The 15049-nt window shown below is 42.7% G+C and carries 19 protein-coding genes; 17 read left to right on the top strand and 2 right to left on the bottom strand.

Annotation, left to right across the window (positions count from 1 at the left end; genetic code table 11):
- The 16 genes from H1S01_RS18685 to H1S01_RS18610 all read left to right on the top strand — a co-directional run.
- Positions 1-1230: anaerobic ribonucleoside-triphosphate reductase (locus tag H1S01_RS18685; RefSeq protein WP_188041914.1), on the top strand; the 1230-nt coding region annotated here is incomplete at its 5' end.
- Positions 1231-1241: 11 nt separating this feature from the next.
- Positions 1242-1739: a dUTP diphosphatase gene (dut, locus tag H1S01_RS18680; RefSeq protein ID WP_188041913.1), complete on the top strand. Its 498-nt coding sequence runs from the start codon at positions 1242-1244 to the stop codon at positions 1737-1739.
- Positions 1729-1953, top strand: a complete 225-nt coding sequence (locus H1S01_RS18675) for a hypothetical protein (protein WP_188041912.1) — start codon at positions 1729-1731, stop codon at positions 1951-1953. Before dut ends, H1S01_RS18675 begins: the two co-directional genes overlap by 11 nt.
- The gene (locus H1S01_RS18670; protein WP_188041911.1) at positions 1910-2854 is read left to right on the top strand and encodes an FAD-dependent thymidylate synthase; all 945 of its coding nucleotides are present in this window, start codon (positions 1910-1912) and stop codon (positions 2852-2854) included. The genes H1S01_RS18675 and H1S01_RS18670 overlap by 44 nt, the downstream gene beginning before the upstream one ends.
- A gap of 320 nt (positions 2855-3174) precedes the next feature.
- A complete protein-coding gene (locus tag H1S01_RS18665) occupies positions 3175-4332 on the top strand; it encodes a DNA-methyltransferase (protein ID WP_188041910.1) in 1158 nt (385 codons plus the stop codon).
- A complete protein-coding gene (locus H1S01_RS18660) occupies positions 4332-4547 on the top strand; it encodes a hypothetical protein (protein WP_188041909.1) in 216 nt (71 codons plus the stop codon). The genes H1S01_RS18665 and H1S01_RS18660 overlap by 1 nt, the downstream gene beginning before the upstream one ends.
- Positions 4547-5083, top strand: a complete 537-nt coding sequence (locus H1S01_RS18655; RefSeq protein ID WP_188041908.1) for an AAA family ATPase — start codon at positions 4547-4549, stop codon at positions 5081-5083. Before H1S01_RS18660 ends, H1S01_RS18655 begins: the two co-directional genes overlap by 1 nt.
- A gap of 39 nt (positions 5084-5122) precedes the next feature.
- A complete protein-coding gene (locus H1S01_RS18650) occupies positions 5123-5437 on the top strand; it encodes a sigma factor-like helix-turn-helix DNA-binding protein (protein ID WP_243237439.1) in 315 nt (104 codons plus the stop codon).
- The gene (locus H1S01_RS18645; RefSeq protein ID WP_188041907.1) at positions 5437-5805 is read left to right on the top strand and encodes a hypothetical protein; all 369 of its coding nucleotides are present in this window, start codon (positions 5437-5439) and stop codon (positions 5803-5805) included. The genes H1S01_RS18650 and H1S01_RS18645 overlap by 1 nt, the downstream gene beginning before the upstream one ends.
- A 159-nt stretch (positions 5806-5964) precedes the next feature.
- Positions 5965-6234: a hypothetical protein gene (locus H1S01_RS18640; protein WP_188041906.1), complete on the top strand. Its 270-nt coding sequence runs from the start codon at positions 5965-5967 to the stop codon at positions 6232-6234.
- 161 nt (positions 6235-6395) lie between these two features.
- The gene (locus H1S01_RS18635) at positions 6396-6683 is read left to right on the top strand and encodes a Dabb family protein (RefSeq protein WP_155476904.1); all 288 of its coding nucleotides are present in this window, start codon (positions 6396-6398) and stop codon (positions 6681-6683) included.
- Positions 6684-6786: 103 nt separating this feature from the next.
- Positions 6787-6948 carry a hypothetical protein gene (locus H1S01_RS18630; protein WP_188041905.1) on the top strand — a complete coding sequence of 54 codons (162 nt, stop codon included), beginning with the start codon at positions 6787-6789 and terminating at the stop codon, positions 6946-6948.
- A gap of 307 nt (positions 6949-7255) precedes the next feature.
- Positions 7256-7579, top strand: a complete 324-nt coding sequence (locus H1S01_RS18625) for a DUF4405 domain-containing protein (protein ID WP_188041904.1) — start codon at positions 7256-7258, stop codon at positions 7577-7579.
- A 533-nt stretch (positions 7580-8112) separates the two neighbouring features.
- Positions 8113-9765: a PAS domain-containing sensor histidine kinase gene (locus H1S01_RS18620; protein ID WP_188041903.1), complete on the top strand. Its 1653-nt coding sequence runs from the start codon at positions 8113-8115 to the stop codon at positions 9763-9765.
- A gap of 159 nt (positions 9766-9924) precedes the next feature.
- Positions 9925-10137 carry a hypothetical protein gene (locus H1S01_RS18615; RefSeq protein ID WP_188041902.1) on the top strand — a complete coding sequence of 71 codons (213 nt, stop codon included), beginning with the start codon at positions 9925-9927 and terminating at the stop codon, positions 10135-10137.
- Positions 10138-10244: 107 nt separating this feature from the next.
- Positions 10245-10613 (top strand): hypothetical protein, encoded by a 369-nt coding sequence (locus H1S01_RS18610; RefSeq protein WP_188041901.1) that lies wholly within the window; start codon positions 10245-10247, stop codon positions 10611-10613.
- On the opposite strand, the gene H1S01_RS18605 is transcribed toward H1S01_RS18610, so the two are convergent.
- Entirely contained in the window at positions 10610-11875 is a 1266-nt protein-coding gene (locus tag H1S01_RS18605; protein WP_188041900.1) for an SEC-C metal-binding domain-containing protein, read from the bottom strand. The two genes, H1S01_RS18610 and H1S01_RS18605, sit on opposite strands and share 4 nt — an antisense overlap.
- Positions 11876-12082: 207 nt before the next feature.
- Between H1S01_RS18605 and H1S01_RS18600 the strand changes: the two genes are divergently transcribed.
- Positions 12083-13255, top strand: coding sequence for a tyrosine-type recombinase/integrase (locus H1S01_RS18600; protein WP_188041899.1), 1173 nt, complete (start codon positions 12083-12085; stop codon positions 13253-13255).
- Positions 13256-13376: 121 nt separating this feature from the next.
- Here H1S01_RS18600 and H1S01_RS18595 read toward each other — a convergent pair whose 3' ends face one another.
- Entirely contained in the window at positions 13377-14687 is a 1311-nt protein-coding gene (locus tag H1S01_RS18595; RefSeq protein WP_188041898.1) for an MBL fold metallo-hydrolase, read from the bottom strand.
- Between the last annotated feature and the right edge of the window lie 362 nt (positions 14688-15049).

Genomic DNA, 15049 nt, shown 5'->3' with positions numbered 1-15049 from the left:
CCGTTTTCTAACGTATCTATCTTTGACCGTGAGAACCTGAAGAAACTGTTCTCCGAATATCGCTACCCCGATGGCTCCCAAGTCGACGTGGAATACGTGATGCAAATCCAGAAAATCATTGCCGAGTTCTTTGCCAACGGGGATCCTGCCACCGGCCTGCCGTACCGCTTTCCGGTCATGACGGCTAACTTGTGTGTGGATGAGAACCGGCAGCCGCTAGACGAAGACTTCCTCGACTTTATCAGTCGGATTAACGTCAAGCTCGGCGTGCTGAATATCTACGCCAATGAAGGCTCCAAGATTGCAATGTGTTGCAGGTACGTCAATGACACCGAACGGATGAGCTACCGAGCTGACAGCTTTGGCAACGGTGGCCTCAACATCGGCTCCCATCGGGTAGTCACCATCAACTTCCCAAGATTAGCGTTAGATGCCCGTGATGAAAAGCACTTCTTCACTCTCTTGGAACGGCGAGCGCAGATCGCTAAGGATTTGCTGTTGGTTCACCGGGAAGAAATTCTGCGTCGGCGGGTAGAGAAAGGATTCCTTAAATTCTTCAAACCGCTTGGTTGGTTTTCACTGGACATGCTGTTCTCCACTATCGGAATTCACGGTCAATATGAGATGTGTGAGTTTATGGGGATTCCGATGGAAAGTGAAGAAGGTCAATTGTTCACTGAGAAAGTGCTGAAGAAGACCGAGGAATATGCCCAGGCCTTCAGCCAAGAAACGGGGTATTCATTCAACACCGAGGAAATCCCAGCGGAGAGCACAGCGGTGACGTTGGCAAAAAAGGATCGCCTATTCTACCGGAAGTTGCAGCCCTTTGAGCTGTACTCAAACCAGTACGTTCCCTTAATTGCCGAAATGGGGACTACTGATCGCATTCACTTGACTGGTCGTTTCATGAAGCACGTTAGTGGCGGAGGCATTTTGCATCTCAACGTTCAGGAACGGATTACCGACCCCATTATAATGAAGAAACTCATCCTGATTTCCTTATCCGAGGGAGTGGAACACTTCGCAATCAACTATGGATTCGGGGTTTGCGCGAACGGACACACCTCAGTCATCGGAACAGATAAAACCTGCCCCATCTGTGGACAGCCCATTGTGGACTATATGACGCGAGTGATCGGTTACTTCACGAAGGTATCTTCATGGGGCGATGTTCGGAAGAATTACGAGTATCCGAAGCGGCAATTTAATGAACTGCAGAAAGCAGGGTAGGAGGGACCGGATTGAATATCTCTGCAAAACAGCTACATCTCGATGCCATCGTTCCTGAGCGTCAAACCCCGCTTGCCAGTGGATTTGACTTGCATGTTTTGGATGCAGTATCGCCAAGGAAAACGGCGGCTCCGTATAATGATGACTTCAAATCCGTCTTGCTGTTACCTACCGATCGCATCCTCGTTCGCACTGGTATCGCCCTTCAACTGCCTATGGGGATGGAAGCCCAAGTGCGACCTCGCAGTGGATTGGCGTTGAAGCATGGTGTTACTGTCCTCAATACGCCGGGAACGATCGACGCCGACTATACCGGAGATATCGGAGTGATTCTTATCAACCTTGGCGATGAGCCAATTGATATTTCAAAAGGCGATCGTGTTGCCCAATTGGTCTTTCAACCGGTCTTTCATGACGTAGTATTCTTAAAATCTGAAAAGCTCGACAAAACGGAACGAAACACAGCCGGATTTGGGCATACAGGAAGGAGAACATCTAATGGGATATGATTTTGCAACATTGTACGCATTACGAGGCGAGATCCTTTTTGAAGAAGAAACCCTGCGTAGCAAGGTGCTAAATGACAAGTCCGATCCGATTATTTTAGCCAAAGCATCTGCCTTGGCTTGGGCCGCCGAACGAATCACCTATGCGATTGAAGCGAATCTTGAATCGATAAATGAGGAGCGAAGAGAAAGGAGTAATAAAACTGAAAAGGTTTAGTATTGACCTTAATCCGATTTGCTGGAACGAACGTGTCCATCTTGAACCGGAACGAATCAAAGATATTCGCCAGATAGAGCATTTCATCAATGAGAACTATGTCGAGCAAGGATTCACACCTATCCAACATGGTCGCGTGATTGCACTACGCTCCACCGACAAAGCCGGCCAATCCAGTGCCTTCGCATCGGCCCTGTATCTTGGAAAGTATGACGACATGGGGAACACCAATCGCTTTCTCAACGGCATGGTCAAGGCCGGTCATTCCTATGAGCCAATCCGTGGTGAAACTGTAACATTCCTTTATATCGGCGTGAGTAAGACGGCTTACGATCATCTCATCACCTACACCATCCGTAACCGCCGGATAGCCGGGGGCTTCCGAGCGAATAAACCTTGGGGGCTTGTGGTTCCTAATGAAGCAAAAGACCCGTGGATTTACCATCGAATGATGGAAGAGCAACTGGCCCGATGCGAACGGCTTCGAAAAGAGCACCCGGAAGAATCACTTCAAGCCATTCGATCGCTGTACCCCATGGGCGTAATGATGCCACCGTTCATGCTGGATTTTTCCGAGGAGGCATTGGTGAAGAACGTGTTTAAGCAACGCATCTGGGAACGAGGTGCTCAAGGGGAAACCCGTGATATCGTCAACTCCATGTTCGAAGCCGTCAGTGCTCTGGACCCCCAGAAATGGGACACCTTGCGGGAATACCACGGTCTCCATATCGAGGGGCATAACCGGGCGATGCGGAAGTTGCGGGAACAGCGGCCTACCCTGCGCCAACTGGTGGCTAAAAACAACAACGCCCAGGCCGACATAATGGACCTGGACGTGTATGAGTTGCTTATGGATACCGTTGGGAAGTTGCCGAAGACGATGTGGGATAAAGCCAGTTAATTAAGATTCATCTCGTAACCACTTTACAACAACTTTCACATCTTCCATGAATAAGGTAGAGGTTACCACAATTACTGCACCAAGTAATACAAATCCCGCGAGAATGCAATCTTGGGTGGATAGGTTCAATCCAAATCCATAACTAATAAGTTTTGTTAGTAAACCTCCGATGGCAACGTAGATACTCGCAACAACAAGGGAAATAGGAAACATCAGATAGTAAGCTTTCTTTTTGGGGTTCAACTATTATCCACTCCAAGCGGATTCCTTTTACTCCTATTTTTCCTCGAAGAAAATTTTTTAATCGGAGGGATTGTTCGTTGATAACCAATACCAAAAATAGTGTACTCACAGGTGATTGTATTGAAGTCCTTAAATCCTTACCCGACAACTCCATTGATTCCTGCGTAACCGATCCACCCTACGGCCTATCCAAAGAACCGAATATCCGTGAAGTCCTCTCAAAGTGGATGGCTGGCCAGGATTACACCCACCAGGCAAAAGGCTTCATGGGTAAGTCCTGGGACTCATTTGTCCCTGGACCTGCCATCTGGCGAGAGGTTTATCGCGTCTTGAAACCTGGCGGCCATATCTTATGCTTCTCCGGTACTCGAACCCAAGATCTCATGACCGTCGCCCTTCGTATGGCCGGTTTTGAAATCAGAGATGTAATCGAATGGCTGTACACCAGTGGTTTCCCGAAAAGCATGGACGTGAGTAAAGCTTTTGATAAGCGAGCTGGGGTGGATCGGCATATCATCGGCGAACGAGAAGTGCCCGATAAGCGCAACGGCCACGGCAGGGCATATGGCTCGTCGCTTTTTGCCGGGGAACAGACGGGGAAGATCGTTCATTACATTACCGAACCAGCGACTGATCTAGCCAAGCAATGGGATGGATGGGGTACATCGATCAAACCCGCACATGAGCCGATAATAATGGCGAGGAAGCCCATGGAGGGCAATACTTGCGAGAACGTTGAAGAGTACGGTACAGGCGCGATCAACATCCGAGATTGCCGAGTCCTTTCAGACCAAACAGAGGAAGGTCGCTTTCCGGCCAACTGCGTGACCACCGATAACGATGAGTGGTACAGCCCATTCTTCAACATCACGCCCAAAGAAATCTCCAAGAAGTCCAGTAAAAAAGATCGAAACAGCGACTGGCAGGGTAACGTCATCGACCTCGAAGAACGGCGCACCTATCCTGGCACAGGCCGTGGCGTCATTAACAGCAAGTACACCATGGACGGCCGCGAGCGAAAGCCGGTAAAAAGCCGTAACCATCACCCGACTGTAAAGCCCGTTGAACTCATGGCATGGTTGATAAAGCTGGTGACTCCACCCGGCGGCATCGTTCTTGACCCATTTGGGGGAAGCGGAAGTACAGCGGTCGCTGCCCGAAAGTACGGATTTGATTTCATCTTAATTGAACGTGAAGAAGACTATGCCGAAGTGGCAAGAGCGAGGGCGTGCTGATGGCAAAAGTGATCGATTACCGTAAGGCTCTGGCGTTGGCAGAAGGAGAGGCCCGGTTGTTTATCACCTTCGTGAATGGCATGGCCAGACTACGAAAGTCTCACAGTTTTTCAAAACAAGGCATTGAGTATTACCAATATCTGACGAAAAGGCTTAACCTTCTCAAACAATGGGAAGCCATCGATAAACAACAATCTGAAAGGAAGATTGCATAATGAAAATCGCGTTAACAGGGAAGATGCGTTCCGGTAAGGATGCCGCTGCCGATTATCTGGTGAATCATTATGGGTTCAAGCAGTTTGCCTTCGGCGATGCCATTCGTAACCTCTGTAAAGAACTGTTCCCCTACGCTGATCAAGACGGAAAACCACGTGAGCTTTATCAAAATGTCGGACAGGCATTGAGAGACGTCGACCCTGACGTATGGGTGAACTATGTTTTACGGCAAATCGAAAGGGAGACTGGTCCAAATGATGATATCGTCATTACCGACCTCCGCCAATGGAATGAATATTTCTCCTTGCTGGAAGCTGGTTTTGATGTTGTAAAAATCAATTCTTCTGCGACCACACGGATTCAGCGTATGAAACGACTGGGTGAGCAGATTGATCTGGCTCAGTTTAATCATGAAACCGAAAAGGCCGTTGATGAATTTGACGCCGATTTTGAGATTACTAACGAGTGTACTTTGAAAGAACTGTACTGCTTAATCGACAATACTTTACTTCATATAAACGAGGAGGCGGCCTAACTGGGGAAAGTCATTGATTTCTCCGCAAAGGAACGGCGATTGGATGAGGCCTATCCATTAGACAGTGAACGGGGAATCTATGCTTTGCTTACCCAACTGCACCATGTTCGTGAATCTCGCTTCCTTCGAGGTGATTACGACGCTAGTTTGTTATTGCTGGACTTAGCGCAATCCGTTGAAGAAGCAAATCTTACCCATCGCCAGAAGCAAGCGTTAAAGCTGGTATTTATCAAAGACTTCATTCAGAAGGACGCAGCCCACTGGATGAATATCTCGCAACAGGCTGTCAGTGAGCATGTTCGCTCGGCCATTCAACGGATCGCTCAGGTCAATGAAGAAAAAGGGGTGGTATGATGGTATTTTCAACAGAGTCTAACTATAAAGCTTCCTTCGCGAAAGCTGTAGACCTCTTAACTACCCAACAAATGCCGGTTCAATGGCGGGTTAAGGCTGTTGATGATCTAATAGAGGCGTACGTAAAACAGGTGGGGGAGGTGCCCAACGAGCGTCAACTAGAACGGCTAACCAATTATATATTACGAGATTCCAAAAACCAGCCGGATAAAGTGAGCAAAACCGAATATCCAGAACTTAATGAAGCTCAATGGAAAGTTCGCTCAAACAGAGAAGTACCGCTGGAGCAAGTCGGCAATTTTTCCTTTGAAACGAAGCGGGTTGGGATTAGGTTTAAGCATCGTGATAAGTGTAGAAGAACCGCATGATTACACTCTGTTAAATCAGGGAACGGATATCTTAACGATATTCGAGGGGGCTCCTCAGAAACAGGTGGATCAATGAGTCTAAAAGCATGGTTACTACTGTTATTGAACATCTCACTAATTTTAGCGGGACAGACCCTTATACGATTGGAGTTAGACCGAATGGGCGGTTTTGAGTTTGCCAACTTACTCAACGCCGCCACGTCTCCCGGTATTCTTGGTGGCGTGGCGTTACTTACTCTCGCTTTGCCAGTGTGGTTCAAGTTGCTAACCATGGTCCCATTCAGCACAGCGTTCCCGGCACAAGGGCTAATTCATTTCCTTGGAATTATCGTTGGATGGCTGGTGTTTTCGGAGTATGTGCCCACGGTCAGATGGGTGGGTGGATTGTTCTTGATGATCGGTGCTTACCTTGTTTCTTTGAAGGGATAAAGTCGAGTGGGAGGAAGGAGAGGATCGCCTAACGGTGGTCCTCACATGAATCTATCTTTATTGAGGGAAGATACTTCTAGTAATGGTTCGTTTCCTATTTTTGAGTTCCAAACCAACTGGTATACTTTAGACCAGTCCATAAAAGAATGGGAGGAAAATAAATGATTGTTCATAACCTGCTGTTAAAGCTCCAGGATAGAAGTAGCGAAAGTATCGAAAATACGAGAAAACTACTGTTAAGCATGGGTGGAAGAATTGAGGTTATTCGCGACTTAAAAGTTTTTGTGGACATTCGTCATGCTGAGTCTTCGTATGATATTTCCCTTATTGCAAAATTTGATTCTATGGACGACTTCCAGACATACTTACCTCATCCGGTACATGTCGAGATTGGTAATCAACTTAAAAGCAAATTATCGGCTGCGGCTAATGTTTGTTATGAAGAGTAAACTTTTTAAAGTCATTTTCCATTGGAATTAAATTAACTTTACTTAGTAACGCTTCCTAGATAAGCTGTACCTGCCTCGCAACAATAGCAGGGAGGATTACAGAATGACAGAGTTTTATCAAACCGGCCTGGGCAGGAAGTTCTACGAACGGGACGTTCCAAAAATCGCTGAATCCCTGGCCACCATCGCCGAGCAACTGGCCCGATTGAACCAGAACATCGAGAAACTCAACGAGAACGTGGCTGAGCCCGAACGAGCAGAATAAAGCCAACGCAGTCCTCCGGCAACGGGGGCTGTTTCGCTCTTTGATAACAAAAAAACCCATGCCAAATAAGCGACGGTTGTGAGATTAAAGAACCCTCGCTTGATAAGTAGTCGGACGTAGACTCTGGTATGGATGGGCGGACTTTACTGTTGGTCGTGACGGTAAACTGGCCTTCTAGTATTGTCGCTTTAGTCTCCCCAAGAGCCAAGTTCACATGATGTTCACAGACCTTTCAGATCTCTTTCAGTTAGTCTCTGTAATCTATAAACACAGAGAAAAACTAAATGTCATCTGGGAGGTTATCAAAATGAGTTCCGTAACCAATCAAACCCTCGTGAATCTGAATGGTAACAGTAAGGTAGCTAGCCGGTCCTCGGTCGGCAAAATAAAAGGCATCGTTTCAGTTTCGCTAGCATTTCTTGGATTGATTGTAACTGTGACCGGGCTAGGCCTAATGGTCGCTCCTCATGGACCCGCAGCTTCTCAAGGTTGGACGTTCCTTGGAATGAACGTACCTGTTATGAAAGACCTGCACATATGGCTAGGATTCGGGATGGTCGCATTTATTATCGGACATCTCACCCTCAATCTGAAAACTTTATTCGCTGAGCTTAAGCTCTTTTTTCGATAAAAATTTGTTACCCAGCCCCGTCAGTTTCGTTTCTGGCGGGGTTTTCTATTTTCCGGCTAATCCGATAAAACCACTCCTTAAACCTCGGCACATCATGCACTGGACCGATATGAAGATTTATGAAGCAAGATGCGTGTCGTGTTGATTCGACGGTAGAATCATTGCGGAATTAGTTTTTTAATTGTTGTTGGAACCGGTCATTCCTCGATACTCAGACCTCCTTGCTGTTGGCCCGTCATACACGGCCATTATTTGAGATATATGAATCAAATGCGTGTCGTGTTGATTTCAACGGTGAAAAATCATTTGCGGAATTATATTTTTAATTTTTTGTTGGGGTCGGTTATTGCTCGATATCCATTCCTCCTTGGTGGGCGGTTGCCGCAGTGACATCATCGCTCTAGAGGGCGGGAAAGTCAACACAATAAAGCACCTAACATTGCTTGGTAATAATCGACAAACAACGACAAAAATGTAAAGGTGGTTGTAGTATAATACTAATTGATTGATTCATATTCGGAGGTAGGTAGTAAATGTTAACCGCCGTAAACAATCGCTTGAAATCTCATTCCAGATGTAAACAACTATCAAATGAACTAAAAAGGGTGAAAAGACAACTAGCCTCGGCCTTAAACTCAAAAAAAGATTTGGAAAATACCCATTTTGCTTTACTGGACATATTACCCGGTGGTGTATCCATAGCTACAGATATCTCTTGCAGTAAGATTATTCATAATCCTATAGCGGCGAAGTTTCTCCGAATTAACGAATGGGAGAATTTTTCCCACTCGTCTCAAAATCCACCGAGCGTAATTATTCGAAAAGACGGTAAAATTCTTACTCCGGATCTCATGCCTATCCAACGTTCAGCCCTTTTAGGGATTGAAATACATGGTGAAGAACTCGAATTCACGTGGGAAGATGGAGTCAGAAAAGTATCTATCTGGAATACCCGACCCATAAAGGATGAAAACGGAAACATCGATGTTGTTATTGCAACAATGGAAGATATTACGGAACGTAAGTTACTCGAAGAAGAACTAAAATTGCATCGAGACAATCTAGGGAAACTAGTAAATGAGAGAACTAAGCAACTTCAATTAATAAACAAACAATTAACCGAAGAAATTAAGAAACAGAAAATTACTGAAGAGGCTTTACGTGCATCTGAAAAGCGTTTTGCAAAAACTTTTCACAATAACCCACTTCCTATTTCAATAATATCCGTAGATGACGGACGTTATATAGATGTTAATCGGAGTTGGCAAGCATTAATGGGATATGAAAAAACGGAGATAATAGGACGAACATTGTTTGATTTTGATTTTTTGCATAGCTTTCAGCTGTCTTACAGTAATAAGTTACAAGATCCAATTCAAAGCAATGAAGTCGTTTTCCGAACCAAAATAGGCGAAAAGCGATATGGTCTTCATTCAACCTCACCAATAACAATAGATGGGAAAAAATGTTTACTGTCGACGACGTATGATATAACTGATAAAAAAAGAATTGAAAAAGAAATGTCTCGCTTAGATCGGCTAAATCTAATTGGTGAAATGGCTGGGGGAATCGGTCACGAGATTCGAAATCCATTAACTACAGTTAAGGGATTTCTACAAATTATGCAGGGTAAAGAAGATTTAAGACACTACCATGAATATATTGAGTTAATGATATCGGAGATTGAAAGAGCGAATTATATTATAACTGATTTCCTTTCACTCTCTAAAACGAATAAAATATATCAAACGAGAGAAAACATATCTGAAATTGTTAGAAAAATGAATCCTCTATTACAAGCCCATGCATATAAATTAGATAAAGAAGTTAAATTAGAATTGGAATCCGTCCCTAAAATTATCGGAGATGAAAAAGAGATTCGTCAGTTAATCCTTAACCTTGTTTTGAATGGTTTAGACGCGAGTCAGCCAAAAGAAAGCGTTACAATTAAAACATATACCTATGACGATTTTGTTGTATTAGATGTAATAGATCGAGGAAAAGGTATTCCTAAGAAATTTAGAGAAAAAATAGGCGTTCCTTTTTTTACAACTAAAGACAATGGTACTGGCTTAGGTTTAGCGGTGTGTTATGGTATTGCTGGACGCCATCGAGCAAAAATTAGCTACGAAACTGGAGCAAATGGCACAACATTTTCAGTTGTTTTTCCCATAAAGGAGTTTTAATCAAAAACAGTAGAAGAAAACGTTCTATTAATAATCATGGAAAAAGCGTCCGGCCCCACCACTGCCGAACGCTTTTTTCTTTTGCGATTCTGTAAAAAGAAGGAAAATACCCTCGCCACATCGAATAATCACTCACCAAATGTTGGAAGAGGGTGATTCTTGCCGATGAAAAGCGAAGCGGATAAACTTCTGAAATTAATTCACAAGAAACGCCACGAAGCATCCCGACTGCTGCTGGCCCGTAGGATTAATCAAGCCATCCTGGTCTCCCGTGAAGTTGACCAACTTCGGGAAGAGTATTGCCGGTTGAAGTTTGAAGAGCAGATAAACAGAAGGCCGTACATCCGCCGACATATTGTGAATACGCTTTAGAAAAAGGAAAAGCGTGGCTCCATATCGAATGGCTCACGCTTCAATCTGTTTATCACTGGGCAAAATAGAGTACGGATAAGTCAATACTGTCCGAAAGGGGAGAAGAGATGCCCACAGTTGATACCGACATTGAACGCATGTTTCTTACCGACGTAAAACAAAAGAAAACCACAGCCTCCGGCATCCGTGGCCGTGCCTCCCGACTAGGCCGTGTCGGCAGCATGGTTATGCCGTCGGATCGGATGTCGGGTAAGACCAAACGTGATTACCGGAGACCAGGGCCGTTGATCACTTACTCATTATTTGAGGACTTGGTACCATTCGAAGTGTTTGATCGGATGAAGTACGAGCAACATGTCCAACTGCTCCCTAAGTGGCGGAGGAAGTACGGGGATGATTATATTCGACGGGAGTGGGGGATGTCGAGGTACGGTTGGGAGGTTATTTTGGAGGTGTTAGACCTCGCTAAAAATTAGTAATCAACACGGTCAATTAGTACTTTTCCTCTCCAGCTACCGAGATAAACCGATCCGTATTTTTCATATTCATCCATATTGTATGCTACACTTTCTTCTAATATTTTTTTTGCCTCAGATGCGTAATGGATTATGTTTTTAACAACTTTTTTATTTATATCCTTAAGAAGATGTTCTGTTTTTTCATACACATTCCAAATTCTATCAATGGGATCTGGGTGTTCCTTGTAATACGAAATCGTGGGCGATATTTGTTCTTTAACATTTTCAAAAATATCAATGTACGAAAAAAACAATAAAGTGTTCAGTACTCTCATCTCAGTATTAATTGAGTTCCCTAACGGTCGAATGATCGAAGCGACATCTGCCTCGAATTCTTCTTTTTGTGAATGATTATAGAAACGATATGGTTTATTTCCCTTTATTAGATTAAGTAATGGTCTTGTATTCATGTTTTTATCGTCAAGATGATTTAACAAAAGGTGAGCATATTCATGACCAATAACAAACTGTAATTGCTCATCAACTGCATTGTTGATACACATATCAATTAATTCTGGCACGTTCCCACGTGGATCAAGGTCAAAATCAAGTGCTTCGGTTTGTAACATTATTCTTATTGCCAGTATCAAAGAATTCAATCGTACATCGTTTGGAACCATATCCTTAAAATCTAAAGAGTACAGATTCATATAATAGAGGAAGTATTTTAACGATTCTGATACGGTGATAATTTTGCCGAATTCTGTCTTCATACAAGAGCCGTTTGGATTGTCAGAATAAATAAACCCAGCAGTAATATCGTTTAATTTGGTAAAGTCTTCTTCTGGCAACGTATATAGATATTGTCTAAATTGTGTATCGTCAAAATGACTTGTAAAATTCCAATCCTTATTTTTATTACGTCGATTCAGCATTACTCTGAAAAATCTTGTGTTGTCGGCTACCATGTCTGCCCTCATTTTTAACAAAAAATCATTAGTGTTAGAAACATTAAAAATACTTTCTATTTCTTTTTCATTACAAAAAGACCTGTAGAATAGTTTCTCAGGATCAAATTTTTCGCCATCAGGATTTTTCACAATATCAAGTAAATGAAGTGTACCGAACTCATTCTTTATGTCCTCTATATTATTCGATCTAAAAAGGTTTTTAACATGTTCAATCGATGTATCTTTATCTTTTTCTAACATACAGCATTTTTTATATTTTTTACCGCTACCACAATAACATTTTTTATTGAGTTCCTTCCCTATACCCATAAAAAATCACTCCAGATTAAACATCAGTTTCCGTAATTATGAAATAATACTAACACATACTTACTATACTTACAATGAATAGAAAGTTTAGACGTTAGTTAAACCTCCAAAACTTTTCCTTCACTTCCCGCCCCACAAGAGATAACCTACACCTGCCTCCCTTGAAATCAGTCGATCTTGAACATCGAAAGGAGCAGGTGTTTTTTCATGACTTCTCAACGCAACAAACCCGGCCAGGGTTCTGTTTATCAGCGTAAAGACGGCTATTTTGTAGCCCAAGTCCACATCGGCGTAGACGATAACGGCAAACCAAAGTATGCTCGTCGAACTTTCAAAGCAGAGGGCGAAGCCCTACAGTGGAGAGATCAAGCATTGGTAGAGTACCGTCAAGGAATCTTCGTAATCCCAACCACTGTAACCTTCAGCGAATGGCTCGACATCTGGCTCGAACAATATGTGAAACCTAACGTCCGTCCTAAGACCTGGGAATCCTACGAGTACATCACCCGGCTTCATTTGAAGCCGAAGTTGGGTAACGTGAAGGTTCAGTCATTGCAGACCACCCAGTTACAAAAGCTCCTCAATGAAAAGCGGCAGTCTGGCTTATCAACGAGAACGGTAGAACTGATTCTCACGACCGCAAGAACGGCATTAAAACAGGCAATCCACGACGGGTTAATCGCAAAGAACGCTGCCGATCACGTACGCAAACCTAAACCATCCCCTAAGCAGATAAGTGTTTTCACCGTGGATCAAATGAAAGAATTTATGTTCGTAGCTGAAGAGGACAGGCTATGGATCGCCTTTAAGTTATTACTGGGGACCGGAATGAGGGTGGGGGAGTTGCTGGCCTTGAAATGGGGAGATATTAATCTCGAACGTGGCCATATCGATGTCACCAAGGGAACCGTACTGGTCAAGAACGAGAACGGCCCCAACAAGACTCATCAGATAATTCAAGAGCCAAAAACGAAAAACGGCTATCGGAGGATTCCGATAACCGAGGATTTGGTGCGTCAGCTTAAACGTTGGCAAGTGCTCCAATATATAGAACGGATGAGTGAGGAAGAGGAATACGAGGATGATGGACTGGTCGTAACGACTAAAAAGGGCCGGATGGTCTCACAACGTAATTTGGCCACGAAGTTCCACCGACTGCTGGCTAAGGCCGAAATCCCAAAGACCAATCTGCATTCATTACGACATACCTACGCTACCCGGCTATTAGAAGCCGGTGTTCATCCGAAGGTTGTACAGGAATTGTTGGGTCATGGCAGCATTAGGATTACGCTCGATACTTATAGTCACGTGTTGCCCGACGTGAAGAAGCAGGCAATCGACAAGATAGAAGGGATGTTGAGTCCGAGGAAGATGGGGTAGGTGTTTGTTTCATTCAGACGATATCTGAACTGACGTCATAGCGTGAGGTTAAAGCCCCACGCCTTTCTTCTCTATAGAAAAAGAGTAGAATGAAGTTAGATAACGTTAACTAATCCATGAACTATTTTGTTATTTTCCAAATCGGTAATTTGAAAAATAACTGTTTTATGTATATTGCATTGGTCTCGTTTGACCATAATAGAGACTTATAAATATAACGTGCAAAGTCGTTAATAAATTTTACACCGGGATGTTTATATTTATTTACTATGCCCGCCGAAACTATCCATATTGAAGTTGGTCTTAGTGATTTTAGGAGTTCTAAGTTCCAAGATTCAGAAGAACCATGATGAGGTACTAGTATTATAAGTCTTTTTTGCAAATCAAGTCGGAAGTGCTTTTTTATGGCTTCTAGATTTTTATTAAGATTTATATCGCCAAAAATCAAAAAGTTTTCATGATAACCGGTTGAATAGCTATTTATTAATGATGTCGATAATGATGAAACAATAGATTTATTTCTTAAACTCATTTTTTTGTCCATTGGATATTTATTATTCTCTGTAAAAATATCTGTATATAACAAAAAGTTCGTTTGGTTAGAAGGGCCGTGATGCATTACAATAGAAGTATCATTTATATCTGGAAAAATTTTTTTATAGCTCTTTTTTATAACTCGTCTATAGCGCCCTTTGGATATGTATTTTTTTAATTGATTATAACATGTAAAATCAATGCCTTCACTTTTCAAAGCGTTGAAAAACTTAGCTATCTTTTTTTCTTCGACTTTATTGTTAAAAAACTTGAATTCCCAAAATGGATAAAAATTTATACAGCCGTTATGTTGCTTAAATAAGACATTATTAAATCCCAGAATATCTGGTTCTTCGTTCCGAATTCTGTTTATTAATCGGTGATCGTCTTCTAAATCAATAATAACTTTTCCTACCGATTCAGAATCTAATTTTTCATCTGGGTTAGTTAGTAAATCATCAGTTGAAGTTTTATCTTCCGGAGGATTTTGTCCAAGTATTATTAGTTGACGTACTCCTTTAGATATAAAATATTTCACAGGATCTGATAGAAATTTATAATAAGACAATGGTTTTTCTCTGTTTTTTAGCCCTAGAATTAATCTTTCTTTAGGTGAGACATATGGTATTACAACAGTATCGACATTAATATTATCAAATAAAAATTCTAATCCGCTTACATGATCACGATCATAATGTGAAATTACTAATAAATCTAAACAGGCAGAATTATATTTCAAATAATCACAAAACCTAGTAATTTCGCTTTTTAATAATATTTGAGGGCTATCTGTACCACAGTCATATACAAAAGAAAATTCCCTACCGTAAATTTGGACAACTCCTTTGTAAAAAAGACCTTGTCCAACGGAACTGAACTTACTAAGGCATCGAATCACGATGGGTAACCCCCCTAAATCATTTTATCCTTTGTTTTGTGTACAATAATATCCAACCCCTTTATATAGAAAATAACACATTTATCGTCAAAATGACAATCTTTTATTAAATCATTCTGATGAAAACATTAAACCGTCCAATAAATCAACTGCAAGCGGTTTCTTAACCGTATGTCATCACCGTATCATCCTTATCTCATCGGAAACGCAAAAAACCGCCGTCAGCACACTGCCTCCGTCGGTTTCTCCTGCGTACCGGGCCATTTCAACCCCATGGCTTCACCAGAGATGCCCCTCCGTAACTACCACCGTAACCACATTTTGGTTCTCTCTTCCACCTGGTGATCCTGCTAACCCGCATA

The sequence above is a fragment of the Heliobacterium chlorum genome (genome assembly GCF_014502795.1).
GTDB classification, from domain to species: domain Bacteria; phylum Bacillota; class Desulfitobacteriia; order Heliobacteriales; family Heliobacteriaceae; genus Heliobacterium; species Heliobacterium chlorum.
The sequence above is the reverse complement of the archived record's forward strand: the minus strand, read 5'-3'. Positions and strand labels throughout refer to the sequence as shown.

Excerpts from the sequence above, each read along its gene's own strand:
- H1S01_RS18635 (WP_155476904.1), top strand. The coding sequence starts at position 6,396 with ATGATTGTTCATAACCTGCTGTTAAAGCTCCAGGATAGAAGTAGCGAA.
- H1S01_RS18655 (WP_188041908.1), top strand. The coding sequence starts at position 4,547 with ATGAAAATCGCGTTAACAGGGAAGATGCGTTCCGGTAAGGATGCCGCT.
- H1S01_RS18605 (WP_188041900.1), bottom strand. The coding sequence starts at position 11,875 with ATGGGTATAGGGAAGGAACTCAATAAAAAATGTTATTGTGGTAGCGGT.
- H1S01_RS18620 (WP_188041903.1), top strand. The coding sequence starts at position 8,113 with ATGTTAACCGCCGTAAACAATCGCTTGAAATCTCATTCCAGATGTAAA.
- H1S01_RS18630 (WP_188041905.1), top strand. The coding sequence starts at position 6,787 with ATGACAGAGTTTTATCAAACCGGCCTGGGCAGGAAGTTCTACGAACGG.
- H1S01_RS18645 (WP_188041907.1), top strand. The coding sequence starts at position 5,437 with ATGGTATTTTCAACAGAGTCTAACTATAAAGCTTCCTTCGCGAAAGCT.
- H1S01_RS18640 (WP_188041906.1), top strand. The coding sequence starts at position 5,965 with ATGGGCGGTTTTGAGTTTGCCAACTTACTCAACGCCGCCACGTCTCCC.
- H1S01_RS18675 (WP_188041912.1), top strand. The coding sequence starts at position 1,729 with ATGGGATATGATTTTGCAACATTGTACGCATTACGAGGCGAGATCCTT.
- H1S01_RS18610 (WP_188041901.1), top strand. The coding sequence starts at position 10,245 with ATGCCCACAGTTGATACCGACATTGAACGCATGTTTCTTACCGACGTA.
- H1S01_RS18600 (WP_188041899.1), top strand. The coding sequence starts at position 12,083 with ATGACTTCTCAACGCAACAAACCCGGCCAGGGTTCTGTTTATCAGCGT.
- H1S01_RS18625 (WP_188041904.1), top strand. The coding sequence starts at position 7,256 with ATGAGTTCCGTAACCAATCAAACCCTCGTGAATCTGAATGGTAACAGT.
- H1S01_RS18660 (WP_188041909.1), top strand. The coding sequence starts at position 4,332 with ATGGCAAAAGTGATCGATTACCGTAAGGCTCTGGCGTTGGCAGAAGGA.
- H1S01_RS18670 (WP_188041911.1), top strand. The coding sequence starts at position 1,910 with ATGAGGAGCGAAGAGAAAGGAGTAATAAAACTGAAAAGGTTTAGTATT.